21 protein-coding genes are annotated in these 23,856 nt (G+C 53.8%); 13 read left to right on the forward strand and 8 right to left on the reverse strand.

The features are described 5' to 3' along the window. From AC07TV_RS15260 to AC07TV_RS15270, 3 genes are all read right to left on the reverse strand, one after another. A partial coding sequence (locus AC07TV_RS15260) for an ABC transporter permease (protein ID WP_494649228.1) occupies positions 1–527 on the reverse strand: 527 nt, incomplete at its 3' end. After that, positions 524–1,714 (reverse strand): efflux RND transporter periplasmic adaptor subunit, encoded by a 1,191-nt coding sequence (locus AC07TV_RS15265; protein ID WP_494649229.1) that lies wholly within the window; start codon positions 1,712–1,714, stop codon positions 524–526. The genes AC07TV_RS15265 and AC07TV_RS15260, both read right to left, overlap by 4 nt. Beyond that, a complete protein-coding gene (locus AC07TV_RS15270; protein WP_494649230.1) occupies positions 1,711–2,316 on the reverse strand; it encodes a TetR/AcrR family transcriptional regulator in 606 nt (201 codons plus the stop codon). Before AC07TV_RS15270 ends, AC07TV_RS15265 begins: the two co-directional genes overlap by 4 nt. Positions 2,317–2,559: 243 nt before the next feature. Between AC07TV_RS15270 and AC07TV_RS15275 the strand changes: the two genes are divergently transcribed. Beyond that, entirely contained in the window at positions 2,560–3,261 is a 702-nt protein-coding gene (locus tag AC07TV_RS15275) for a Crp/Fnr family transcriptional regulator (RefSeq protein WP_494649231.1), read from the forward strand. Positions 3,262–3,425: 164 nt separating this feature from the next. On the opposite strand, the gene blaOXA is transcribed toward AC07TV_RS15275, so the two are convergent. Next, positions 3,426–4,223 (reverse strand): class D beta-lactamase, encoded by a 798-nt coding sequence (gene blaOXA, locus AC07TV_RS15280; RefSeq protein ID WP_494649232.1) that lies wholly within the window; start codon positions 4,221–4,223, stop codon positions 3,426–3,428. Positions 4,224–4,741: 518 nt separating this feature from the next. On the opposite strand from blaOXA, the gene AC07TV_RS15285 reads away from it, so the two are divergent. The 5 genes from AC07TV_RS15285 to AC07TV_RS15305 all read left to right on the forward strand — a co-directional run bounded on the left by AC07TV_RS15285 (position 4,742) and on the right by AC07TV_RS15305 (position 9,050). Next, positions 4,742–6,472, forward strand: a complete 1,731-nt coding sequence (locus AC07TV_RS15285) for a cytochrome D1 domain-containing protein (RefSeq protein WP_310492159.1) — start codon at positions 4,742–4,744, stop codon at positions 6,470–6,472. Between the two features lie 99 nt (positions 6,473–6,571). Next, entirely contained in the window at positions 6,572–8,059 is a 1,488-nt protein-coding gene (locus AC07TV_RS15290) for a helix-turn-helix domain-containing protein (RefSeq protein WP_494649233.1), read from the forward strand. A 170-nt stretch (positions 8,060–8,229) separates the two neighbouring features. Then, a complete protein-coding gene (locus AC07TV_RS15295; RefSeq protein ID WP_494649234.1) occupies positions 8,230–8,538 on the forward strand; it encodes a c-type cytochrome in 309 nt (102 codons plus the stop codon). Between the two features lie 137 nt (positions 8,539–8,675). Further along, a complete protein-coding gene (locus tag AC07TV_RS15300) occupies positions 8,676–8,807 on the forward strand; it encodes a hypothetical protein (protein ID WP_494649235.1) in 132 nt (43 codons plus the stop codon). A gap of 18 nt (positions 8,808–8,825) precedes the next feature. Continuing rightward, the gene (locus AC07TV_RS15305) at positions 8,826–9,050 is read left to right on the forward strand and encodes a helix-turn-helix domain-containing protein (protein WP_494649436.1); all 225 of its coding nucleotides are present in this window, start codon (positions 8,826–8,828) and stop codon (positions 9,048–9,050) included. Positions 9,051–9,058: 8 nt separating this feature from the next. Here the strand turns inward: AC07TV_RS15305 and AC07TV_RS15310 are convergent, their stop codons facing one another. The 4 genes from AC07TV_RS15310 to AC07TV_RS15325 all read right to left on the reverse strand — a co-directional run bounded on the left by AC07TV_RS15310 (position 9,059) and on the right by AC07TV_RS15325 (position 11,880). Beyond that, a complete protein-coding gene (locus AC07TV_RS15310) occupies positions 9,059–9,484 on the reverse strand; it encodes a PAS domain-containing protein (RefSeq protein ID WP_494649236.1) in 426 nt (141 codons plus the stop codon). A gap of 90 nt (positions 9,485–9,574) precedes the next feature. Next, on the reverse strand, positions 9,575–9,895 hold the full coding sequence (locus AC07TV_RS15315) for a hypothetical protein (RefSeq protein WP_494649237.1): 321 nt from the start codon (positions 9,893–9,895) through the stop codon (positions 9,575–9,577). A gap of 201 nt (positions 9,896–10,096) precedes the next feature. Continuing rightward, complete coding sequence (locus AC07TV_RS15320; RefSeq protein WP_153151425.1) at positions 10,097–10,297, reverse strand: DUF3079 domain-containing protein; 201 nt, start codon at positions 10,295–10,297, stop codon at positions 10,097–10,099. Between the two features lie 842 nt (positions 10,298–11,139). Further along, positions 11,140–11,880, reverse strand: a complete 741-nt coding sequence (locus AC07TV_RS15325; RefSeq protein WP_494649238.1) for a GntR family transcriptional regulator — start codon at positions 11,878–11,880, stop codon at positions 11,140–11,142. 320 nt (positions 11,881–12,200) lie between these two features. On the opposite strand from AC07TV_RS15325, the gene AC07TV_RS15330 reads away from it, so the two are divergent. The 7 genes from AC07TV_RS15330 to AC07TV_RS15360 all read left to right on the forward strand — a co-directional run bounded on the left by AC07TV_RS15330 (position 12,201) and on the right by AC07TV_RS15360 (position 23,828). Next, complete coding sequence (locus AC07TV_RS15330) at positions 12,201–13,874, forward strand: DUF1302 domain-containing protein (protein ID WP_494649239.1); 1,674 nt, start codon at positions 12,201–12,203, stop codon at positions 13,872–13,874. 14 nt (positions 13,875–13,888) lie between these two features. Next, complete coding sequence (locus AC07TV_RS15335) at positions 13,889–15,244, forward strand: DUF1329 domain-containing protein (protein ID WP_494649240.1); 1,356 nt, start codon at positions 13,889–13,891, stop codon at positions 15,242–15,244. A gap of 82 nt (positions 15,245–15,326) precedes the next feature. Continuing rightward, on the forward strand, positions 15,327–16,412 hold the full coding sequence (locus tag AC07TV_RS15340) for a WD40/YVTN/BNR-like repeat-containing protein (protein WP_494649241.1): 1,086 nt from the start codon (positions 15,327–15,329) through the stop codon (positions 16,410–16,412). After that, the gene (locus AC07TV_RS15345; protein WP_226495555.1) at positions 16,409–18,796 is read left to right on the forward strand and encodes an efflux RND transporter permease subunit; all 2,388 of its coding nucleotides are present in this window, start codon (positions 16,409–16,411) and stop codon (positions 18,794–18,796) included. Before AC07TV_RS15340 ends, AC07TV_RS15345 begins: the two co-directional genes overlap by 4 nt. 47 nt (positions 18,797–18,843) lie before the next feature. After that, positions 18,844–19,707, forward strand: a complete 864-nt coding sequence (locus tag AC07TV_RS15350; protein ID WP_226495554.1) for a fumarylacetoacetate hydrolase family protein — start codon at positions 18,844–18,846, stop codon at positions 19,705–19,707. Positions 19,708–19,795: 88 nt separating this feature from the next. Continuing rightward, complete coding sequence (locus AC07TV_RS15355; protein ID WP_494649242.1) at positions 19,796–20,731, forward strand: VOC family protein; 936 nt, start codon at positions 19,796–19,798, stop codon at positions 20,729–20,731. Between the two features lie 118 nt (positions 20,732–20,849). Next, positions 20,850–23,828, forward strand: coding sequence for a molybdopterin-dependent oxidoreductase (locus AC07TV_RS15360; RefSeq protein ID WP_494649243.1), 2,979 nt, complete (start codon positions 20,850–20,852; stop codon positions 23,826–23,828). Positions 23,829–23,856 lie beyond the last annotated feature (28 nt).

Raw genomic sequence — 23,856 nt, forward strand, 5'->3', positions numbered from 1 at the left:
ACCATGGGGTCGCCGCCGGACGAAACCATGCGTTTGGTCAGGCCGACGACCCGGTAGTCGTGCCGACGAATCCGAATTCTAGCGCCCAGTTGGAACCCGGTTTTGACGTCGGCGACGGCCTCGTAATGGTTACGGGTAATGTGACGTCCGGCAATCAGGTAGCCGGGCTCTCCCGGCTGCCCTGGCTCGAAACCTACAACCATCGCACGCACATCGGTATTGTCCAGACGAACCTGCATGGTCAGATAAGTCACGTTGGCGGCGCGAGCCACGCCCGACAGGCTCAGCATTGAACGGTACACGTCATCATGGATGCTCGAGGACTCCGCATACGGCCCCTGCGTGTCCTGCTGAACGACCCACAAGTCAGCGCCACTGTTGTTGAGCAGCGCCTTGGCATCATCGACCATACCTCGATACACCCCGGCCATGGTCAGCGTCACGCCAATCAGCAAGCCAAGACCGATTCCGGTCAACACGAACTTCGACCAGGAATGCAGGATGTCGCGCCCGGCCAGACTTATCACTGGCGTTGTCCTGCCAGTTGTTCGACAACTTTGACACGGCTACCTTCAGACAGCTCGCGCTCGCTGAAAACGATGATTTCGTCACCTGCGCCAAGTCCTTCCAGTACCTGCACCGCACCATCCAGGGTGCTGGTGCCGAGTTTGATGGCGACAAAGACGGGCTTGCCATCGCGTAGTTTCCAGACACCAGAACCCTCAGGCATTTGTTTGATGGCTGCATTGGGCAGTGTCAGGCCAGATTGATTGGCTGCCGTTTGAACGGTCACCTCGGCCATCTCGCCAATGCTCAGGCCAGGAGGAATCTGGTCGAAGGTAATCAGGGTGATGCGCTCCTCGGTCACGCTGTCACTGACCGGTTCAATCCTGACTACCTTGCCGGTTAATGGCATTCCCGGATTGCTGCGCAGGGCAATGCTAGCGGCTTGTCCAGCAGCCAGGCCGCGGGACCGCCCCTGGTCCAGCCGGACCTTGACCCAGAGACTGCTGGGCTCTATCAACTTGAGCACTGATTGCCCTGCAACGACTGTCGAGCCAGCTTCAGCATCACGGCTGGTCAGCACGCCGTCAACGGGTGCGACCAGGCGCAGGTTATTCCGTTGCTGCCGTAAAGCATCCTGGTCGGCCTTCAGGCGGATGACTTCCTGCCGGGCACTTTGCAGGTTGGCATCACTTGCATCGACGGCTGCCTGAGCCGAGGTCAGTTCCTGTTGTTTGCTCTCAACTGCACTCGGGCTGACGAAATGCTTATCGCCGAGGTCGCGATAGCGTTTCGCATTCAAGCCGGCAATCATCTGGCGGGCCAGAACATCCTTGCGCTGAGCGTCAGCCGCCAAAACCGCGCTGGATGCCCGGGCGTATGAGGCTTCAAGCGAACGTAGTCGTTCGTCCAGGTCGACTGGGTCGATTTCTGCCAGCAGTTGCCCGGCCTTGACCTGTTCACCCACATCGACATGAACTGCTTTGACGCGACCAGCAGCGGTGGGTCCAATAAAATAGCTGCGTCGCGCTTCGACCGTGCCAATGCCGAACAGGGATGATGACAGACTGCCGGCTTCGACCCGAGTGATGGTGACTTTGGTCGGCGCTAGGGGGCCTGAGCGGGCGACCACAAAGCCAAATCCAACCAGAAGAACCACTGCAAAAACCACCAGGCCAAACTTGCGACTGAGAAGACTATCGAGCTTCATGACTTGACCCCAAGGGCGGCAAGATAAAGTTCCAGAACGCCGACCGCCTGTTGCTCCATCTGCTCAGTGTGGCCGCTGAGCATGGATTGAATGACCAAGCCCTGAATGGCACCAAGGAACAGGGCTGCGGCCGCTGCGCAATCGGCATCGGCGCGAATCAACTTCGCCTCAATAGCCGCGGCCAGGGTTTGGGAAAGGGTTTGCCGATAGCGCTGCATGATTTGCTGAACCCGCTGCTTGACGGGGGATGAAGCAGGTTGCTGAAGCTCGCCAAAAATGAGGCGAGGCGCTCCGGGGTGTACTTTGGCAAAGCCGACGTGAGCCATGAACATGGCCTTGAGAGCAGCCAGCGCATCAGTGGAGCGCTCCTTGGCAGCAAGGAGTTCGAACATCAAATGTTCATCTATCCATTCGACCACGGCCAGGCGGATGGCCTCCTTGGTGGCGAAGTGCCGAAAAAGCGCCCCTTGAGTAACCCCCATGGCTTTGGCAATGTCCGTAGTCGTTATTTCGGCAGGGCTGCGCTCGGCCGAGAGCCGAACCATGGTGGCGATGATTTCTGCCTGGCGTGACTCGGTGGTTTGACGAGGGTTGATAGACATGGGCGCTTGTAAGTATTAAATCACTTACTAGTATAAGCGCCTAATTCATACTTTCCTAATATGCTTCACGTAGCGTGCAACCCAGGGTGACCTATCGCTTACCTGAATTTGTTGACATGGCACCAGCGCATCAAGCTAATTCAAGAGTGCACGTCAAAGTGTTACCAGAAAATCGTGCGCCAGTTCCAGTTTTGATTCAAATCAAACTATGATGGGCGCATTGTCATTTGCCTCGGGACGAATATGCGCGACCACAAGTCAATCAGCATCGAAAACCACCTGGCTCACTTGCCCCTGTTTGCTGGCATGGCTACCAGCGATATCGAACACATTGCCAGTTGCTCCAAGCTTATCCACGCGCAAAAAGGCGATGTACTCTTTCGTGCCGGAGATGCTTGTACGGGCTTTCATCTTCTGGTCTTCGGCCAGGTCAAATTAGCATTCACATCATCTCAGGGCAACGAGAAGATTGTGGAAATAATTCAGCAGGGTCAAAGCTTTGGCGAAGCCATTATGTTTTTGGACCGGACCTACATTGTCTTTGCTCAAGCGCTGCAGGATTCGATGCTGATTCATGTCCCCAAGGCAGCCATCATGAATGAGTTGGAACACGACTACGAATTCACTAAGAAGATGTTGGCCGGGCTGGCAAAACGCACTCACGACTTGATGACGGACGTCGAAGGCTACTCGTTGCAGTCAGCCAAGCAGAGAATTATCGGATATTTGATGATAGATGTGCCTCAGGCAGCAATAGACTCAGACCAACTGGAGTTTGAGCTCACAGCGGGCAAAGGGGTCATTGCCTCACGCCTCAACATCACTCAGGAACACTTCTCCAGGGTTTTGCACGACCTGTCGGATAGCGGGCTGCTTGAGGTGCATGGCAAGAAAATTCGGATTCCGAGCGTGTCCAAACTCCTCAAAACTCAAGACAACCCGTAGCGGTGAGAGCATCGCTAGTAACGACTGAAGGCTGTTCAGGGTCGAGGGCTGTCCTTCGTTACGGCAACTAGTTGGTATCGGCTAGGAGCCGGCCAGGAACTGCCGGTGAGCTATGTACGGTGGGCTGACTGCCTTAAGCAAACAACGGACATCGTCCTTCACAATTAATACGGTGGCAGAGCACTGATAGAACGAAGTATGTTGCGCGTAATTTCTTGCCGCTTTGAGAGGTCATTCAGTCTGTTGGGCGTATCGATGTTCAGCGCAAAAAATACCGGTCCGGTTGGCCACTCGACCCAGCCTACCCACCAGCCAACCTTTCCACTCCAGCCGGTCTTGGCCCGCAATATCCAATCACGACCTGCCTCATTCACCATCACGTCCTTGATGAGCCGCTGATGCTCGACCGGGAATGGCAGTTCATTACGATAGAGATGACGCAGGAACGATATTTGTTCATTTGCCGAAATTGCTAGGTCGCCTTCGACCCAGAAAGGTTTGCCGCCTCCCGCAACTGCGTTGCCATACTTAATCTTTCGCATGTACTCAGTCTCACGCGCATCGCCAAGCTGCCGAGCAAATCGTTCGTAGACCCAGACAGTCGAATTACGCATCGCGGAGCGTAGGTTTTGGTCCTCATTCCACGCCTCTATCGAACGCTTGATGCCATCCCAGGGAATTACCTGGAACTCATCACGGAGAATTCCCGCGTCAAGAGCAAACAAGCTATGAGGAATTTTGAAGGTTGAAGCCGGCGAGTAGCGACGCCCCGCGCGCTCCGAGTCGTAAACGAAAGCCACTTCCTTCCCATTGCGGTTGTCTACGACAACGATGGTGCCGTGCGCCTCGGCTGTAGTAAAGAAACTGGACCAGTCTGCGCGCTCTTGTGAAGCAGACGCAGCAAGCGTCCTAAACGCAAGGACAATTGATAGCGAAAAGAGAATTAGGCTACGTCGATTCATCGCACTAATTGTAGCCGTCTAGCCAAGCTTGAATGACTGGTCTGTGCTTGATTGCAGCCGTGCTGCCTGAGAACTGTAACCGGCTGCAATGGGTCGTGAGTGCTCAGTAGCGACTGGCCGCTTCCGGGAATTGGGTTTTTACTGACCGCTTTCCGACCATGAATTCGAAGAGGCAAACTGTCGCAAACCGACGCTTTGCCGACATGGTGGCTACTCGGTAACAGCCGTTCAGCCATACTCAATTTATGCGAGCTGGAATGCTACGAAGCGGCCGTTCTGGATATCTCAATACTGGGCTGCCCATTGGCCAACACCAGTTCCCTTGAATCGTTTTTTTCGCCTCTGGTATGGCGTTGAATATCTATTCACTTCGCAGCTTGATTGTTATCAAGACTAAATTCTTCCGAAGACAGCCTCAATTGGTGCCTTCATTACCCCTTGATCTTGATCAAAGCAGCAAAGCCCAGGCTTGCGACAGTGCCGATCCTTATTCAAATTTTGAGAGGGTCAAGGGAGTCATGATTTCAACAAAATACAAACGCAGTAGCTTGATGGCATTGCCGCTTCTGGCGGCGCTTGTCCAGTTTGCCTTTGCCGAAACACCGGCCGCGCACGGCGACGGCGCGATGCGCGACTACCAGGCGGCAGGCGGTTCGCCACTGGCTGACGTGAAGATGCATCAGGACATCAATCCGCTAGCGCCCAAGATGTCGGAACCCGAGTTTGATAAAGCCAAGCGCATCTTCTTCGAACGTTGTGCCGGCTGTCACGGGGTGCTGCGCAAGGGCGCAACAGGTAAACCGCTGACCCCGGATATCACCATCGAAAAGGGGCTGGAATATCTGAAGGTCTTCATCAAGTACGGCTCGGCCGGTGGCATGCCGAATTGGGGCACGTCCGGTATTCTGACTGATGATGAAGTCGACCTGATGGCTCGCTACATCCAGCAGACGCCGCCAGCACCGCCGGAATTCGGCCTGAAGGAAATGGAAGCGTCGTGGAAGGTCATCGTTCCCGTTGAACAGCGTCCGAAAAAGAAGATGAACAATCTCAATCTTGAGAACCTGTTCTCGGTGACCCTGCGCGATGCCGGTGAAATCGCCCTGATCGACGGCGACAGCAAGAAGATCGTCAGCATTCTGAACACTGGCTACGCCGTCCATATCTCGCGCATGTCGGCTTCTGGCCGCTACATGTTCGTGATTGGCCGCGACGCCAAGATCAACCTGATCGACCTGTGGATGGAAAAACCGGACACGGTGGCCGAAATCAAGGTCGGCATGGAAGCCCGCTCGGTCGAAAGCTCGAAGGCGAAGGGTTACGAGGACAAGTACGCGATTGCCGGCACCTACTGGCCGCCACAGTTCGTAATCATGGACGGCGATACGCTCAAACCGCGCAAGATCGTCGCCACCCGTGGCATGACCGTCGGCACCCAGGCTTACCATCCTGAGCCGCGCGTTGCCGCCATCGTTTCCTCGCACTTCAACCCGGAGTTCTTCGTTAACGTGAAGGAAACCGGGATGGTCTATTCGGTCGACTATCGCGACCTGAACAACCTGAAAATCAAGATGATCGAAGCGGCGCCTTTCCTGCATGACGGCGGCTTTGAGTCGACGCATCGCTACTTCATGGATGCGGCCAACGCCTCCAACAAGATTGCGGTCATCGACACCAAGGAAGGCAAGCTGGAGAAACTGGTCGAAGTCGGCAAGACACCGCACCCGGGTCGTGGCGCCAACTTCATCGATCCCAAGTTCGGCCCGGTGTGGGCGACAGGTCACCTCGGTGACGACACGATCGCGCTGATCGGTACTGACCCGAAGAAGCATCCGGACAATGCCTGGAAGGTTGTCCGTTCGCTGAAAGGCCTGGGCGGCGGTTCGTTGTTCCTGAAGACGCATCCGAAGTCGAAGAACCTGTGGGTCGATACGACGCTCAATCCGGAACCGAAAGTCAGCCAGTCCGTAGCGGTATGGGACATCAACAACCTCGAAAAGGGTAATGAACTGATTCCGATCGGCGAATGGTCAGGCATCAAGGATGGCCCGAAGCGTATCGTCCAGCCGGAATACAACAAGGCCGGTGACGAAGTGTGGTTCTCTGTCTGGAACGGCAAGGACCAGGAATCGGCAATCGTTGTGGTCGATGACAAGACGCGCAAGCTGAAGGCTGTCATCCGCGATCCGAGACTGGTCACGCCAACCGGCAAGTTCAACGTCTTCAACACTCAACACGACGTCTACTAAGACTAAAGAGGGGGTATGGCTCCTCCGAGAGAGGAGTTACACCCCCTTTTCGTTTTGCTTAGTATGGGGTTGGGAACAACTTCAGGAAATATTCTCCAATTGAACGCCCGCTTTAACGATCCGTATCGTGCCCAGCGCGAACTGCTCTCCGGCAGCAAGTTCTTTGCCGCGTTACCGCCTGCCTTGCTCAACGAGCTGGCCGAGGCGAGCCGCCTGCTCGAACTTCCGGCCAACCAGACGCTATACGAAGCTGGCGACCCGATCCGTGAAGCGCACCTGCTGTTCAACGGCAGCGTCAAGCGCAGCACGACCATCCCCGGCGGCGCCACCAAGATCATCGAACTGGTACAGAGCGAGCAGCTGCTTAGCCTGGGCGAACTATTCGGCGCCACGCATTACGCTTCGACTTGTTGCTGCATCACGCAGACCCTGCTGGTGGCAATCGATATTCGCAAACTGCGCGAGGCCACCGAAAATCACCACGAATTGGGCGCGCGCATCATTGCCGCCCTGGCTCGCCGTCAATGCGCGATCGAGTTCGACGTCACCAGCCACCATTATGGCCTGACCGGCACCCAACGCTTACTCGACTACCTGCTTGAATCGGCGGGCGAAAAAGCCAATCTGGCGGGTGAAACGACCGTCGTTCTAAAGGCCAGCAAGAAAGTGATCGCGGCGCGCATTGGCATGACGCCGGAGTCCTTCTCCCGCAACCTGCGCGAACTGAGCGACAACGGCGTTCTTGTCGTCGAAGGCCGCAAAGTCCATATCCAGAATGCTGCCCTGCTCGATACGGTAGGCGGCGACAACCGGCAGAGGCTGAATTTCTGCCGAAAACGTAAAGGCAACGCGCTCGATGCCGAGACCCCGCTGTCGGCTGGCGCGCTGGTCAACATGTGCGGCCGCCTGCGTGTGCTTTCGCAGCGCATGGCCATTGCGTGGTGCATGATCGTTTCAGCGATTGCCCCACACAAGGCATTGGTCAAGCTCAACCAGCAGGAGAAGGAATTCGAGCGCCATCTGGCCCGCCTTGAAAAGCTCGAACTGGCCGCCGAGTTCGCCGAAAAACTCGTGCTGATCAAGGCTTTGTGGCCGCGCTATCAATACCTGATGCATGGAGACCAGTTATCCGTACAAAAAATTGAAGATGTATTCGAACTGAGCGAGAAGTTGCTTCAAGCAACCGACGCGCTGACTGGCCATGCGGCTGATCTGGGCGAACTCCCCGCGGCGCATTACGTCAACATGGCCGGCCGCAACCGCATGCTGTCGCAGCGTATCGGCAAGTTCTTCCTGTTTCGCGAGTGGCCAAGGCTGGACGAAAAAATTGCCGTGCTGACGCCGCCTTCCTGCCTGGAGTTCGACAGCAACCTGAAGGCCCTGGGAAAAACGGCGAATATCCCGCCGGAAGTCGCCGCCCAGCTTCGGGTAGTCGCCAGCCAATGGCAGAAATTCATCCACACGCTCTGTCCGGATCTCTCCCATGCCGCCAGAACCCAACACGCCCGCCTGGTCATTGCCGAAGGCGAGCGCCTGCTGCGCAGCGTCGACACCACCGTCAAGTTGTTCGAACGGCTGACCAAGTAGCGGAGTCGCCAACGACTCGAAGATACGAAGTCTTGATGTTCATCAATTCGACGCATTGAGCAACATCAGATTCGGACGGGCTTCGGCAGGCTTTTGATTCCCATCAAAGCGCCAATTTTTCCAACCGCGACATTACGCTCCCGCATTATTTCAACGAAGGGTTCATCCAAATGAAAGCTGTCCATATCGCAATGATGTTTGCCGCTGGTCTCGGTATCTCCGGCCAGGTACTGGCCGACGAGGCACTGGCCAAGGCCAAGAACTGCATGTCCTGCCATGCCATCGAAAAGAAACTTGTCGGCCCGGCCTACAAGGACGTCGCCGCCAAGTACAAGGGCGATGCCGGCGCGGTCGACAAACTGGCCGCCAAGGTCAAGGCCGGTGGCAAGGGCGTCTGGGGTCAAATCCCGATGCCGCCGAACAACGTTACCCCTGACGAAGCGAAGAAGCTCGTTACCTGGATTCTCTCCCAGAAGTAACAAACGCCAGTCTTCAACGAGCAAGCAGCTTCTCGTGTTGTTGGACTAAAACAAGCCGAGAGCCAATAAACGGAACTCTTCGTAATTCCGTTTTTTATAGCAGTGATGTCTCTGCACAAGCGCTGCGCAGTTGCCTGTTGCTTCACGTCTCCAAGTCTGTGATCTTCGACGAACTGGATCGTGATCGCGACTATGTATGCAAAGTGCAGGCCGGGATGGCCATGCGCATGCATCAACTCATGCTCAATGTTGAAGCTTATTCCTTGTAATCAGGGAAGCAGCGCATCATTGGATACTTGATGCATGAATTGCCGGAAAGCCGGCTCGATGACGAAAATACGGTTCTCGAACTTCACGTAAATAAAGGGCTAATTGCCTCCCGCCTCAACCAGACGCAAGAATACTTTTCTCGCATCCTTCGCGAATTGAGTGAGCTTGGTCTGATCAAGGTTGAAGGAAGGCGGATCCTGATCCCAAGCGTTGACCGCTTGCACAAGTATCAGACGGCGTAGCACCCTACCTACTTATTCTTGCTAATGGCGGCATCTTTTTCCCGAAGAACACGTTCTGTCACGTCTCGTGCCATGGCAACCGAACCAATGACCTTTTCGGATTCGTCGGTTACCAGAGCAAAGCTCATTTCGACATAGATTCTCTCTCCCGATCTACGTTCTGCTCGTGTCAATGTGGGGCGGCCATGTAGGCGTGTAGAACCATTAACCATCGCAGCCTCAAAACCTCGCCAGTGCGCTGGACGAAGGTGCTCAGGAATTATCAGATCCAAGCTTTGGCTGTAAGCCTCGGCAAAGGTATATCCGAACATTGATTCTGCAGCTTGGTTCCAGCGTTCAATCACACCCTCTCGATTGGCGTAGATGAGCGCATCAGAGGTCTGCTCAAGGATTAAATCACTGAGTGAAGAAATTGCTCGCGAATACCCGTCCATAGCGGTCTACCTCAACAATTTACTTCCAACTTAGAAATTTGAACTCTGTAATCGTTCCACCAAGCCTTCTGTGAAACCATCTGGCAACTTCTACTCTTTGTTACTGCTCCCATTGCCGTGAGCTAAGCCAGCTGAATTTTCGAGATCAGTCTGAAATTTTTCGCTCCCAACGCCAACGATTCGCCATGCATACATCACGCTGGTTTCACTGAATTCCAGGCCGGATTCCATATCGAGCCACCACGCGTTGGACTGCGCCCCTGGACCGAGATAGCGCCAGTGGCGCAATTCTCCGCTGCACAATTCGATCACATAAATTCCGTCGTTTTTTGGCTCAAGCATCTGGGAGCGAGAACATCCAACGAGCGTTTTCGCGCCAATATCTACCGGATTGTCATTCTTTGCTGTCATTGCTGATTTTTGAGCCCGGCGCTACGGCGACTTCATCTCTTCGGCCCTGCTTCTGCACAATGCGTGCATTTTTCGCTGGGTTTGCGAACACGTAGCGACCATAAAGCACACAACCTTTCATTCCAGGGTCACAAGTTTGACCACCAACCTTGTGACACAAGCCATTAATTTCGTGTGGGCAACCCCATGAGCCGGCCATATTCAAGAACTCATCACTGGCGTTTCCGCCGAGTCGATGCCCCAATCGCCCCACTTGTACCAATCGTCCCCGAGCATTTCCGCCGGATGCTGGGTACGACCAGAACCATTGCCGCACTGCAACGAATTCACTGAACAATATTTATCGCAGCCCCAACAAGTCCGTTCAGGATGTTTAGGATGCAACGGAAATTTTTTTGCCATCTCGGGAGATTTGAAAAACACAGGGTCTTTACTCATAACCTCGGCCTTAATATCTGCGCAGTACTTATTATTGACCTGAATATACCTGACAAGATTACTCGGTTATGGGCGCAATCATTTGATTTCACTTAAACAATCCGCGATGTGGCGTTTGCTACACATGGCGAGTTGCAAATTTGTTGCAAGCGCGGGATTTTCGGCGGATCTCGTGTCAAGCAGTCGTATGTTTGCTCACCGAATACCGGTCGTACAAGCAGCTCTGAGAAAGCTGCAACTATTGAAATTGGATAGCCACTTGGACCGTCCGCAGATGGCCGGTTGGGCGTGGTCGCGACCGGCCGCTTTGTAGATGTCTAGTCCGTAAAACCAGGGTTTGCCTGACCGTCGGGTCTGGAGAAGGCTGGATGTCCGCAATGGGCGCGGAGTACGCATTCGCCAGAAATCGAAGCTGCCGTTCGCGACCACTCAAGGTGGAACGGCAGGTAAGCGGCGGATTGCTGCCCGATTGAGCGCCTCAGGCCAATGGCCGTTATGGCCGATCAACTGCCTAATTCAGAGGGCTGCTGATATTTGGGGTTCGCAGGCAGCGCGAGCGTTGTGAATATTACAGCTGCAGTTGGCGATCCTCTTCATCGATTGGCAGCTTCCGATTTCCGCCAATGAGTTATCGGCGCCAAAAACTCCTGATGGAAGCGCCAGCCTCCTGGCCTGATGCGGAGCGCAACATAAGGCTGATCAACCGCCCGGTGGAGTACTTACCAAACGGATGGCTTGGCTATCAGCCAACGCACACATTTGGGCAGGGTTTCTGAATTTCAGTGATGGTTTGACAAGGCGGAAAATCAGGAAGACTTGTGAATTCCAAGAGCTAGGCGAGTGGTCGTTGCGAAATGCTCTTTTAGTAGTTCACACGCTTTGTCTGCGTCGCGTGCCAAAGCTGCATCAACAATTCTCAGATGTTCTTGAGTTACATCGCGGACATAGGATTTTTCAGCACGCAATGATAGCTGTCTGTAGCGAGCAGTTTGTTCGCGCAAAAGTGCTGCGAGCTTGAGTTGCCAGTTCGAAGTTGATCCGGAAAGCAGAGCTGCATGAAAGGCATCGTGAGCTCTTTCCCACTCTGGGTTCAGCACAACTTCAGGGTCCGTGAGCATCATCGGAATGCGACTGAGTCTGTGACTAGCTGACATCAGTTCTGTTTCCCAATTGATGTCTCCGTGCTCGATCGCATCACGCAACGCATCGGCCTCCAGTCGTTGCCGTACCTGAGTGATATCAAGCAACTCAGCCTCCGATACTCCGGCAACACGAAAACCGCGCTGATCCTCAGCATCTACAAAACCGCTCATTGCTAGCCGCGATAGGGCTTCTCGAAGCGGAATAACTCCGACGCCGTACCGCTCTGACAACTCTCGGAGCTTGAGTTTTGAGTCTGGAGGAAAGACGCCAGCAATGATGTCCTGTCGCACTGAATCCGTAAGGATGGATGCCTGAGTGCGTACTGCCAGATCGCTATTGCGGCGGCGACTGGATGTGGTGGCAGTTCTATCGGTATTCAAAGCGGGTATCTCAAAAGGTCGCATGGTGACAGCTCCAATTCTAGGCGAACGGGGTGCGAATATCTACTATACGCAAAAAATTATGCATAAATGAACAAATTATTTTTTATTTGATTTTGTATATATTTTGTCGTAATGTATAAATCGTGTGAGCAGCCTTCACGCAAATGAGTCGCAAGAACTCTGGCTGTGAAAGGAGAGCAGCACCTTTCATGAGGTTGCTTCATTAGGTTGCAGCAGTGCCAAAGCACGGCTGTGTTAGCGAATTGCGCAAGAGCGCGGGATTCAGTCGCAGGTGGCTCGAGAGGCTTCGAGGTGCGGCGAGGACATTGGAGGAGGAGCAAATGGGTACTTCAAATTGGCGTCAGCAACCAAGGGCGCTGCAACTGAAAAAGGTTGCGTTAATCATCGCTTCACTGGGTTGTTCCCAGGGAGTAATGGCTTTCGATATTCCTACCGGGGAGTCGGATCTAAAGGTTCGCTGGGACAATACGGTCAAGTACAGCGTGGCTTACCGTCTGAGTAATCCCGATGAAAAAGTGGCAGCCGGTGATGCGATGGTTCCTGGTTTCTTGGCGCCGGGTCGCCAGCTTGATGACGGTGACCGAAATTTCAAACGGGGCTTGGTTTCTAATCGAGTCGACCTGTTTTCCGAACTTGATGTCACCTATAAAAATATCGGGGCGCGTGTTAGCGGTGCCGCTTGGTATGACGACGTTTACAACAGGGGGAATGACAATAGTTCCGACAGCGTTAACTCGACCAGCGTAGGTGCGGGCCAATTCAATATCGGCACGCGGGACATGATGGGTCGGAAAGCAGAGGTTCTCGACGCCTTCCTGTTCCTCAGGAGTGACCAGTCTTCCGAGACTCCGTATACGGTACGCCTTGGTAAACATACCGTGCTTTACGGCGAAAGTTTGTTCTTCGGCGCTAACGGTATTGCAAATGCTCAGGCGCCTATGGACCTGATCAAGCTTTTGTCAGTCCCAGGGTCCCAGTTTAAGGAAATTATTCGCCCCGTCGGCCAAGTCTCCACTCAGGTACAGGTTTCATCGAATGTATCGGTCGGTGCTTACTATCAATACCAGTGGGAAAAGAATCGCCTACCCCCTTCCGGTTCTTATTTGAGCGATGTGGACTTTGTCGGCGCCGGTACCGAGAGCCTGTTGCCGGGAACTCCGGTAGCAATGGTTAAGGTGGAAGACTTGAAACCAGAGGCGCCGCAAGGTGGTTTTCAGGTTCGTTTTAAAACTGATTCCAGCGATGTCGAGTATGGCTTCTATGCAGCCCAGTACAACGATAAGAACCCTGCAATCATGATGAACCTCGGTAACAATTTCCGCTTCGTGTATCCGGAAAAGATTAAAACGGTTGGCGCTAGTTTGAGTACGGTGATCGGTGAGGCCAATGTTTCGGCTGAGGTTTCCTACCGCTGGAATGCGCCTATTGTCTCAGCCCCGCAGGTGGATATCGGCCTGGCAGGCAACAGCACCAATAACCCGCTCTATGCGGTAGGTAAAACCGCTCATGCACAAGTTTCAGCAATCTACCTGATGAGCAAGAGCCCGTTGTGGGACGGGGCTGAATTGTTGGGGGAGTTGGCTTGGAACCGCACCCTCAGCGTGGACAAAAACCCGATGGCGGTTGATCCGAACGTGACTAGGGATGCGATGGCATTTCGGATGATATTTGCTCCGCAATATTTTCAGGTCCTTTCGGGACTCGATCTGTCGGTGCCGATTGGCATCGGATACAACCCCTATGGACGTTCTTCAGCCGTATTCAAGTTTAACGGTGGGGTTGAGCGCGGTGGCGACTTCAGTATCGGTCTAAAGGCGGACTACCAGAAGAAATGGAAGATCGCTGCGAATTACACCCATTTCTTTGGGGATACCAACGCCTTCCTGACGCCCAACACGGTTAATGCACCGGCTGGTGGTCTCTACATGCAGACGGGCGCGCAGTCCCTGCACGATCGAGATTTCCTTTCTCTCTCAGTCCAAACAACGTTCTAACCAGGAGACAACTCATGCTGAGACGTACATTTATCAACACCGCGATTGCCGCGCTCTGGGCAATCTCACTGCCGAGCTTTGCGGTTACGGCTGACGAAGCTGCCGCGCTCAAATCCACCTTAACGCCGCTTGGTGCAGAAAAAGTAGGCAATAAAGATGGCTCAATTCCATCTTGGGATGGCGGTTTGAATAAGGCTCCTGCTGGTTACCAGGCTGGTGCACAGCGCCCTGATCCCTTCGCAGCTGAGAAGTCGACTGTGCAGATATCTGCCAAGAACATGGATCAATATAAAGACAAGCTGTCTGAGGGCGTCCAGGCTTTGATGCGTAAGTATCCGAGCTTCCGGGTCGATGTGTATCCGACGCATCGGACAGCATCAGCTCCGCAATGGGTGTATGACAACACCTTTGCCAATGCCACGCGTGCAAAGTCGACGCAAGGCGGCAACAACATCGAAAACGCCTTTGGGGGGATTCCCTTCCCAATTCCGAAGACTGGTGCCGAAGTGATGTGGAACCACCTTCTCCGCTGGAAGGGGGAGTCTGTAGAAATTCCGTTCCGTGTCTGGGTTGGTGCTGCAGACGGTTCTCGGACCATGGCTGTCGAAGCCAAGGATGATCACCAATTCCCGTATTACCAGAAGGATGGTTCGCTGGAAAAATTCGGTGGTGAGTTCATGTTCCTGCGCCAAGTGCAGACTGACCCTCCGTTCAAAGCGGGTGAGTCGATTCTGTTGCGCGATCCGATTGACCAAATTGGGAAGGGACGCCAAGCCTGGCAGTACCTGACCGGCCAGCGCCGCGTTCGCCGTGCTCCGACCATCGCCTTCGATACGCCGGATTTCGTAGCCTCGGGTCAGAACTACTTTGATGAAGTGTTCATGTTCCTCGGCTCTTTGGAACGTTATGAGTGGAAGATCGTCGGGAAGAAGGAAATTTACGTTCCCTACAATAACAACCGCTTTCAGCTAGCAAAGACCGATGAAGTTTTTGTGCCGCATCACCTGAACCCCGAAAAGATGCGCTGGGAACTCCATCGTGTTTGGGTCGTTGAGGCTAACTTGGCTCCTGGCAAACGCCATGTCGTGCCGAAAAAGCAGTTCTACGTTGACGAGGATAGCTGGTCCGTGTTGCTGGTTGATGGTTACGACGCCCAAGGCAAGTTGTGGCGAACACAACACGCAGTGCCTTTTGTCGCACCGGAAATTCCAGCTGTGGTCTCAACAACCTTCACTGTTTTCAATTTGCAAGCAGGTACCTGGCTGGTTAATAACCTCTACAACGACCTGAAGTCTCCATACAAAGTAGTGCCGCGTCGTCCTGATGCCTATTTCTCGGCTGATGCGTTGGCTGGTGCTGGCATTCGCTAAAGAGCGCAAGTTGTATCGCGAGTTGTAGGTAATGTCGAACGGAGAGGGGAATCCTCTTCCGTTCGATCAGAGGAGTTAAATCATGAGTTTCGACATGAGAAAAAACATGTCGGTGGCTGGTTGCACCCTGATTATTGGGTTGTTGGGCAGCGTGCCGGCTCTGGCCGAGCAAGATGCTCTGGATCGCCCAGCGATAATGCGAACACAAGAGCGAACGACGACATCAGTCATGCTTTCTCTTCAGAAAGCCGGAAAACGGCTTGTGGCTGCTGGCGAACGCGGGTTGATCCTGTGGTCCGATGATGAGGGGCAGACTTGGAATCAAGCCAAGGTGCCCGTCAGCGTGACATTGACCAGCCTGTCGTTTTCCGATGCTCAAAATGGCTGGGCTACCGGACATAGTGGAATTGTGCTCGGCACCACAGATGGCGGCCAAAATTGGGTAAAGCTATTTGACGGAAAACGTGCGGCCGAAATTGTGTCTAGCGAAGCCAAGAAATCGAACGCAACTCCCGCACAAATTGCAGATGCAGAGCGACTCGTCAAAGATGGGCCGGACAAGCCGTTTCTCAGTGTCTATTTTTCGGATGCGAATAACGGTTTAATTGTTGGCGCCTATGGCCTGATTTTCTCAACTGCTGATGCTGGTAGGTCTTGGAAGCCTCTTCAGGGGCATATCGAGAATACCAAAGGACTGCATTTTTACTCCATCCATGACGCAGGAGATGCAGTCTACCTTTCGGGTGAGCAAGGTTCTCTGTACGTTTCGCACGATCGAGGCGCCAATTTTCAATCCATCAAGACACCTTACCTAGGGACATATTTTGGCGTCCTTACTGCGGGGAACAATTTGCTCGCCTTTGGTATGCGTGGGAACTCATTCTTCTCTGGTGACAAGGGGAAGACATGGCAGAAAAGTGAAATTCCAGGCAACAACACTTTGACCGCTGGTGCCCGCCTGAAAGATGGCCGCGTGATGCTGGTCGACGATGGCGGAAACATACTCGTCAGCAAAGACGACGGTCAGCGATTTACCAAGGCTGAAATGCCCAAGCTGACTCCGTTGAACTCACTGATTGAGACAGAAGGTGGAAAACTATTCTTCGCTGGAGTGCGTGGCATCAGTCGCGTAAGCCAAGCTCAACCTGCCACGGATGACAAAAAATGAGCCACGATTCCTCGTTAGCGGAACATCCGGTTATCCGCGATATTAAAGATTTTGACCCACGTTCTGGCAGCCTGATGGAACGTGCTTTCTTCAACAATCGCATGCTGGTGATGGTCGCCTGTCTGCTGTTGACGGTAATCCTTGGCTTCCAGGCGATGGGCGTCCGGCTGAACGCAAGTTTTGACAAGATGATCCCGGCTAACCATCCCTACATTCTCAATTTCTTTGAGAATCGTCAGGACTTGGCCGGTCTTGGCAACAGTGTGCGCATCGCCGTAGAAGCATCTGGTGATTCCATTTACGACGCCAAATACCTAGACACTTTGCGTCGTTTGAACGACGAATTGTTCTTGTTGCCCGGCGTTGATCGTCCCTACATGAAATCTTTGTGGACGCCGGCAACGCGTTGGGTTGGTGTAACCGAAGAGGGTCTTGATGGTGGTCCGGTCATACCCGAAAACTATGACGGCAGCCCGACTAGTCTCGACCAGGTTCGCGAAAATATTGAGCGATCCGGTGAGATCGGCCAACTTGTTGCAGGTAACTATAAGTCGACCATCATTCTCGTTCCGCTTAACGAAACGGCCGAGGGTGGCGAGCGCCTTGACTACCATGCCTTCTCGAATCAGCTAGAAGAGCTACGGACTAAATACGAGGCCGAAGGCGTAAGAATCCATATCACCGGATTTTCGAAGATCGTCGGTGACCTGATAGATGGTTTGGAGCAGGTCCTGATCTTCTTTGCCATCGCAATTGTTATCTGTACGGTGGTTCTCTACTGGTACACCCGTTGTTCACGTAGTACCGCTCTGGTCGTGTCGTGCTCGCTGGTTGCCGTTGTCTGGTTGCTCGGTCTGCTACCGACTCTCGGATATGAACTTGATCCGTATTCCGTTTTGGTACCGTTCCTGGTCTTCGCCATTGGCATGAGCCATGGGGCGCAGAAGATGAATGGCGTGATGCAGGATATCGGTCGTGGTACTCACAAACTGGTGGCAGCACGCTACACCTTCCGCCGCTTGTTCCTGGCCGGTGTCACTGCGCTGCTGGCGGATGCGGTTGGTTTTGCTGTACTTATGGTCATCGACATTCCGGTTATCAAAGATCTCGCCATTACTGCCAGCATGGGGGTGGCTGGTCTGATCTTCACCAACCTCATCCTGTTGCCCATCGTCCTCTCCTACACCGGCGTCAGTGCGAATGCTGCGAAGCGCAGCCTGACCGAAGAGAGGGGCGACGAGCAGGATGTGGCTCGCAAAAAGCATCCTTTTTGGGAGTTCCTCGATCTCTTCACCCACCGGAAATGGGCGACGATTGCCATTGTCGTTTCGATCATCCTTGGCGCAGTCGGGTTCGTAGTCAGTCTGCAATTGAAAATTGGTGACCTAGATCCCGGTGCTCCGGAACTGCGGGCCGATTCGCGCTACAACCGCGACAACGCTTTCATGGCCGCCAACTATGCGGCGAGCAGTGATGTCTTTGTTGTCATGGTCAAGACGCCGGAGTTCCAGTGTGTGCAATACAACACACTAAGCCAAGTCGATGTCCTTGAGTCCGAGTTGCAGCAACTACCTGGTGTCGAGTCGACCAACTCATTCTCTGCCTTGAGCAAACGAGCCGCTGCTGGAATGAACGAAGGTAGCCTGAAGTGGTATGAACTGCCGCGTACCCAGGACATGCTCAATGCCATCGCAACGCGTGCTCCTCGGGAACTGTTTAACCAGAAGTGCAACTTGCTGACGGTCTATGTTTTCCTCAAGGATCACAAGGCAGACACCTTGGAAGCCGTGGTCAAGGTGGTTGAAGCTTTCGCTGAGCGTAACAACACCGCCGAGGTGAGGTTCCTTAACGCAGCGGGCAATTCAGGTATCGAAGCTGCAACCAATATCGTAGTTAAGAAGGCAAACGTTGAAATGCTGATGTTTGTCTACGCGGCCGTGATCATTCTTGCATTCATCACCTTTCGCTCCTGGCAGGCCGTGGTTTGTGCGGTGTTGCCACTGATGCTGACATCGGTCTTGTGCGAAGCCCTGATGGTTTTTCTGGGCATCGGCGTCAAGGTGGCAACTCTGCCTGTGATCGCCCTTGGCGTTGGTATTGGTGTCGACTATGCCCTCTATATCCTGACCGTGACCCAAGCACGACTGCGCGAAGGGATGAGCCTGTCGGATGCTTATTACAAGGCGTTGCTATTCACCGGCAAGGTGGTTGCACTGACAGGAATGACATTGGGTATTGCTGTTGCAACCTGGGTTTTCTCGCCCATCAAATTCCAAGCTGACATGGGCATCCTCCTCGGCTTCATGTTCGTTTGGAACATGTTAGGTGCCGGCATTCTCCTGCCTGCTTTAGGTCACTTCCTTCTCAAGCCTGCGAAGCAGTAGGCGATTTTAGCTACAAATCATAAACACACCATCGAAAAGGACAAATTATGAAACTGGTCACTTTTACCCACTCTGGTCATACCCGCATTGGCAAAGTTGAAGGGGATCAGATTATTGATCTTTCGATCGCCCAACCCAGTCTGCCGCAAGATATGTTGAGCTTGTTGCAGCAGGGTGGTGCGGCCATGGATAAGGTTCGCGATGCCAAAGCATTGCCTGAAGCTGTTCTTGCCCTGGCTGATGTCAAGCTTGAGGCACCGGTGCAGAATCCTTCCAAGTATCTCGCCATCGGCATGAACTATCGCGACCACGTCGAAGAGTCGGCCCGCAAGGGAATTAAAACGCCGGAAACGCAAATTTGGTTTAATAAGCAGGTTTCCTGCGTCACCGGTCCGTTCGATCCGGTCGAAATGCCGCGCATCTCGGAAATGCTCGATTACGAAGTCGAACTCTGTGTCGTAATCGGAAAGACTTGCAAGGATGTATCGATTGAAGATGCGCCCTCCGTCATCGCCGGCTACATGGTGGCCAATGACGTCAGCGTACGCGACATCCAATGGGCTAGCCCGACGTGGACGCTGGGCAAGTCCTTTGACACGCATGGCCCGGTTGGTCCTTGGCTGGTCACGGCTGACGAAATTTCCAATCCGCACAACCTGCATATGCTGTTGACCGTCAATGGTGAAGAGCGCCAGAACAACACGACGAGCCTGATGGTTTACAACATTTACCAGCAGATCGCCCATCTGACCCAAATCATGACACTGCAACCGGGCGACCTGATTGCTACTGGCACGCCAATGGGTGTAGCCGCTGGCATGAACCCGCCGAAGTACCTCAAGGTTGGCGATGTCATTCGTGCCGAAATTGAAGGTGTCGGGGTTATCGAAAACAAAGTGGTTGCGAAATAACGATCCACAAACTCTCGGGAAGGCGGCCTGTTGTCATCCCGAAAAGCCCCGACAAGAGAGCCTTTCTAACTGTTTTGGAGACAAATATATGACTACAGCAAACACCAGCTGGGCTAAGGCCGGTATTCATTCCATCAACCACTTCGCCCTGGCCCTGCCGGACCTGAACGAAGCTGAGAAGTTCATGCTGGCCTATGGCCTTCGTGTCGAACGCCGCGGTGCAGAACTCCATGTTCGCGCCAGTGCCAGCGAGCACGTCTGGCTTAAGGTTGTGGCCGGCCCGAAGAAGTCTTTCGAGTTTCTGAGCCTCGGTTGCTATGCCGAAGATTTTGACCAGATTTGCCAGCAGATTCTTGATGCCGGCGGTGTCGTCACCGCTCCGCATTCGGCTGGAAGCCCCGAAGGCTTCTGGTTTAAAGATCCTGACGGTACGTTGCTGCATTTGCGAATTGCTCCGAAGATGATGCCTGACAGCAAAGCTGAGATGGAGGACGGCAATGTGCCGGCTGGAATTCAAGGTGCTGCATTCCGCTCGACGATGCAGAAGGTTGGTCCGAGCCGTCTTGCTCACATGCTGTTGTTCACGCCTGACGTACTGCGTGCAGTGGCCTTTTACGAGAAAGGCCTTGGTGTCAAGGTGGCGGATAGTTCCAAAGACATCGTGGCGTTTACCTATGCCCGACATGGTTGTGATCACCACCTGATTGCCTTCTTAAAAAGTAGCGGGCGCGGTATTCACCATAGCTCTTGGGACATGCCTGGTGTGGAAAAGCTAGGCATTGGGTCCTCGCAAATGCGCAAGGAAGGTTATACCCATCAGTGGGGTGTCGGACGGCATGTGCTTGGTTCAAACTACTTCAACTACGTTCAGGATTCCTTTGGTAAGTGGTGGGAATACAACTGCCATATCGACTATATCCCGGCAGGTATGCCCTGGGATGGAGGAGATCACGATCCAGAAAACGCCCTTTATTTGTGGGGCCCCGATCTGCCATCCAATTTCGTCGATAACAACGAAGCCTGATAGCAGGCCCATTTATCAAGCTGTGGTAGTGCGGGGCACTTCCGGTAACTGATCAGTGATCAGTTACCGGAATATTGACCCGATAGACAACAGCCCCTGTTCTGCAGAGGAGACAAAAATGAAACAAACCATGCTCAAGGTCATTCTGTTTGGCCTGACGCACATCATTCGCAAATCGCTGAAGAACTTCCCGGCGGTTCGCAATCATGTGAAGGGTCGGCGCTGTATCGCTCAGATCAAGTTGAAGGATGACAGCATCGGTCGCTATTACGTTATCGAGAACGGCCGCATCACCTCGCATGCCGGAATCCATTCGGCACCAGACGTGACCATGCGCTTCAATGATCTGCGGACAGCGCTGCTCTTCCTCAAGCCTGGCGTCAGCCAGGCCGAGGTTATTCATGCAGCGAAGAATTTCAGGGTTCTGGTACTCGGTCGAGACGAGACCGTGGTTTGGTTCATGCAACTCCTCAACCTGACCCAGTCGGCTGGCTGGGAACTAGGCACGCCGATGAAGGATGGCACAGTCCGCTTTACCACCAATACCAACGGTGGTCCGCTTTTCGTCTACGTCAAGGATGACAAGATCGTCCGTATGACGCCAATCGACCTCGACAACAGCGATGCGCCCAGCTGGACCATCACTGCTCGTGGCAAGAAATTTACGCCGCAGCGCCGGGGCATGATCAACCCGCATGCCATGTGTCTTAAGTCGCTGGTGTATTCCGACAAGCGCATCCTTCATCCGATGAAACGCGTCGACTTTGATCCGAACGGCGAGCGCAACATCCAGAATCGCGGCAAGTCGGAATATGTGCGCATCAGTTGGGATGAGGCGCTAGATATAGTCGCCAACGAGATCACGCGCCAGAAGAAGGTGCATGGCCCAGGTGCCATGGCACTGTTCAGCGGTTCGCATCACCAGTGGGGTAACGTCGGCTATTACCTTTCTGCCATGCTGCGCTTTGGCAACCTCGTTGGCTTCACCCGCGTACATCCAAATCCGGATAGTTGGGAAGGCTGGTATTGGGGCGCCCAGCATCATTTTGGCAATTCGCTGCGTGTCGGCCTGCCGGGCTTCTCAGGCCTTGTCGAAGACTGCCTGAAAGAGGCTGAGCAAATCGTTTTCTGGTCGAGCGATCCAGAGACCACCAATGGTTACGCCAGTGGCCTCGAAGGGACTCAGCGCCGCTTCTGGGCGAAGGAATTGGGCATCGATTTTATCCATATCGACCCACACCTGAATCCGACTGCTCAGCTGTATGGTGGCCGGTGGATCCCCATCAAGCCAAGCACCGATCCGGCTTTGGCTCTCGCCATCATGTACGTGTGGATCAAGGAAGGTTTGTACGACAAGGATTACGTGGCCTCCCGCACGACCGGTTTTGATGCCTGGAAAGCCTATGTCATGGGTGAAGAAGATGGTATCCCCAAGACCCCCGAATGGCAGGAACCCGAGACCGGTGTTCCGGCAAAGGATGTTCGTGCCCTGGCGCGTAGTTGGGGGAAAAAGAAGACTTATCTGGCCGCAGGAGGTCTCGGTACCGGTTTCGGTGGAACTTGTCGTTCGGCAACAGGGTCGCAGTGGGCCCGGCACATGATTCTGCTGATGGCCATGCAGGGCCTGGGCAAGCCGGGCATCAATTTTGGCAACTTGCAGGCCGGCACTCCACTAGACCACGCATTCTGGTTCCCCGGTTACGCCGAGGGAGGCATTTCTGGAGAGCTTAACTTTACTGCCGGTGCTGTCAATACATACTGTCGTATGCCGCATGTACTGACCATGAATCCGGTCAAGCAGATGATTCCACGCCAGCGCCTTCCGGATGCCATTGTTGATGGCTATGCCAAGGGTTACCTCTGGGATGGTTCTTCACTGGAGGCACAGTTCGCCCCTTATGAATACCCGATGCCGGGTTATTCCAAGGTCCATATGCTTTACCGTTATGGTGCATCTTCCTTCGGCACGGTCGCCAACTCCGATCGTTTTGTTGAGATGTATCGCCATGAATCGTTGGAGTGTGTCGTCAATCAGTCGATCTGGTTCGAAGGAGAAGCTCAGTTTGCCGACGTTATCCTGCCAGCATGTACGTCCTTTGAGCGGGTCGATATCAGCGACTGGGGTAACTCAGGTGGATACATCCACCACAATACTGACCAGATTAATCATCGCATGGTTATCTTCCAGCACAAATGCATTGAGCCGCTGGGCGAATCCAAGTCGGATTACCAGATTTTCCTTGAAATTCTCAATCGGCTCGGGCTTGGGGCAATGTTCTCTGAAGGCTGCAGTGAACTGGACTGGTGTAAGCGCATGTTCGAGGCCTCCGATCTAGTTAACTACACAAGTTGGAAGGAATTCATCAAGAAGGGTTACTTCGTTGTACCCGCAGAACCGGAAAAGACACGCGACCCCGCTTATTTCCGCTGGTTTGCTGAGGACCGCCACAAGGATGTGCCCGAACCTGTGCCGTTGCCGTCGCAATGGTCCGGCGAGTTTGGCAAGGGATTGCAGACCCAGTCGGGCAAGATCGAATTTGTCTCTAGTTCCATCCAGCGGGGTGATCCGAACAATCCTGAACGCCCGGCCTTGAACCGCTATATCCCATCGTGGGAAGGTCCTCAGACCAGCGAACTGTTCGGCAAATATCCGCTCCAGATGGTATCGACGCACTCGCGCTATAGCTTCCATACCTATGGCGACGGTAAGGATTCGACGATCAATGACATTGAAGATCACCGCATTCTGGTTGATGGCTATTACTACTGGGTAATGCGGATGAATCCGGAGGATGCACGTCAACGTGGCGTGAATCAGCATGACTTGATTCGTGTTTTCAATGACCGCGGCAACGTTGTTTGCGTAGTTGATATATCTCCTTTGATTGCCAAAGGCGTTGTTAAAACCTTCGAATCCAGCGCCGAATACGACATTTTCATGGATCCGCGCTTTGGCCGGGTCGACCGTGGTGGGTGTGTCAATACGCTTACCCCGCGTCGTGCACAGGTAAAGAACACCGACGGCATGGGGTCGAATTCGTGCCTGGTGAATATCGAGCGCTGGATACCCTCCGGCGAAGCGTTGGTTGCAGCCTGACTAGAGCTGAGAAACGAGGAGAAAACAT

Source organism: Azonexus sp. GW821-FHT04F04 (assembly GCF_059420025.1).

Coding starts and splice junctions, on each gene's coding strand:
- AC07TV_RS15350 (WP_226495554.1), top strand. CDS start 18,844: ATGAAACTGGTCACTTTTACCCACTCTGGTCATACCCGCATTGGCAAA.
- AC07TV_RS15285 (WP_310492159.1), top strand. CDS start 4,742: ATGATTTCAACAAAATACAAACGCAGTAGCTTGATGGCATTGCCGCTT.
- blaOXA (WP_494649232.1), bottom strand. CDS start 4,223: ATGAATCGACGTAGCCTAATTCTCTTTTCGCTATCAATTGTCCTTGCG.
- AC07TV_RS15355 (WP_494649242.1), top strand. CDS start 19,796: ATGACTACAGCAAACACCAGCTGGGCTAAGGCCGGTATTCATTCCATC.
- AC07TV_RS15310 (WP_494649236.1), bottom strand. CDS start 9,484: ATGGACGGGTATTCGCGAGCAATTTCTTCACTCAGTGATTTAATCCTT.
- AC07TV_RS15325 (WP_494649238.1), bottom strand. CDS start 11,880: ATGCGACCTTTTGAGATACCCGCTTTGAATACCGATAGAACTGCCACC.
- AC07TV_RS15265 (WP_494649229.1), bottom strand. CDS start 1,714: ATGAAGCTCGATAGTCTTCTCAGTCGCAAGTTTGGCCTGGTGGTTTTT.
- AC07TV_RS15340 (WP_494649241.1), top strand. CDS start 15,327: ATGAGTTTCGACATGAGAAAAAACATGTCGGTGGCTGGTTGCACCCTG.
- AC07TV_RS15275 (WP_494649231.1), top strand. CDS start 2,560: ATGCGCGACCACAAGTCAATCAGCATCGAAAACCACCTGGCTCACTTG.
- AC07TV_RS15335 (WP_494649240.1), top strand. CDS start 13,889: ATGCTGAGACGTACATTTATCAACACCGCGATTGCCGCGCTCTGGGCA.
- AC07TV_RS15330 (WP_494649239.1), top strand. CDS start 12,201: ATGGGTACTTCAAATTGGCGTCAGCAACCAAGGGCGCTGCAACTGAAA.
- AC07TV_RS15345 (WP_226495555.1), top strand. CDS start 16,409: ATGAGCCACGATTCCTCGTTAGCGGAACATCCGGTTATCCGCGATATT.
- AC07TV_RS15295 (WP_494649234.1), top strand. CDS start 8,230: ATGAAAGCTGTCCATATCGCAATGATGTTTGCCGCTGGTCTCGGTATC.
- AC07TV_RS15360 (WP_494649243.1), top strand. CDS start 20,850: ATGAAACAAACCATGCTCAAGGTCATTCTGTTTGGCCTGACGCACATC.
- AC07TV_RS15315 (WP_494649237.1), bottom strand. CDS start 9,895: ATGACAGCAAAGAATGACAATCCGGTAGATATTGGCGCGAAAACGCTC.
- AC07TV_RS15320 (WP_153151425.1), bottom strand. CDS start 10,297: ATGGCAAAAAAATTTCCGTTGCATCCTAAACATCCTGAACGGACTTGT.
- AC07TV_RS15270 (WP_494649230.1), bottom strand. CDS start 2,316: ATGTCTATCAACCCTCGTCAAACCACCGAGTCACGCCAGGCAGAAATC.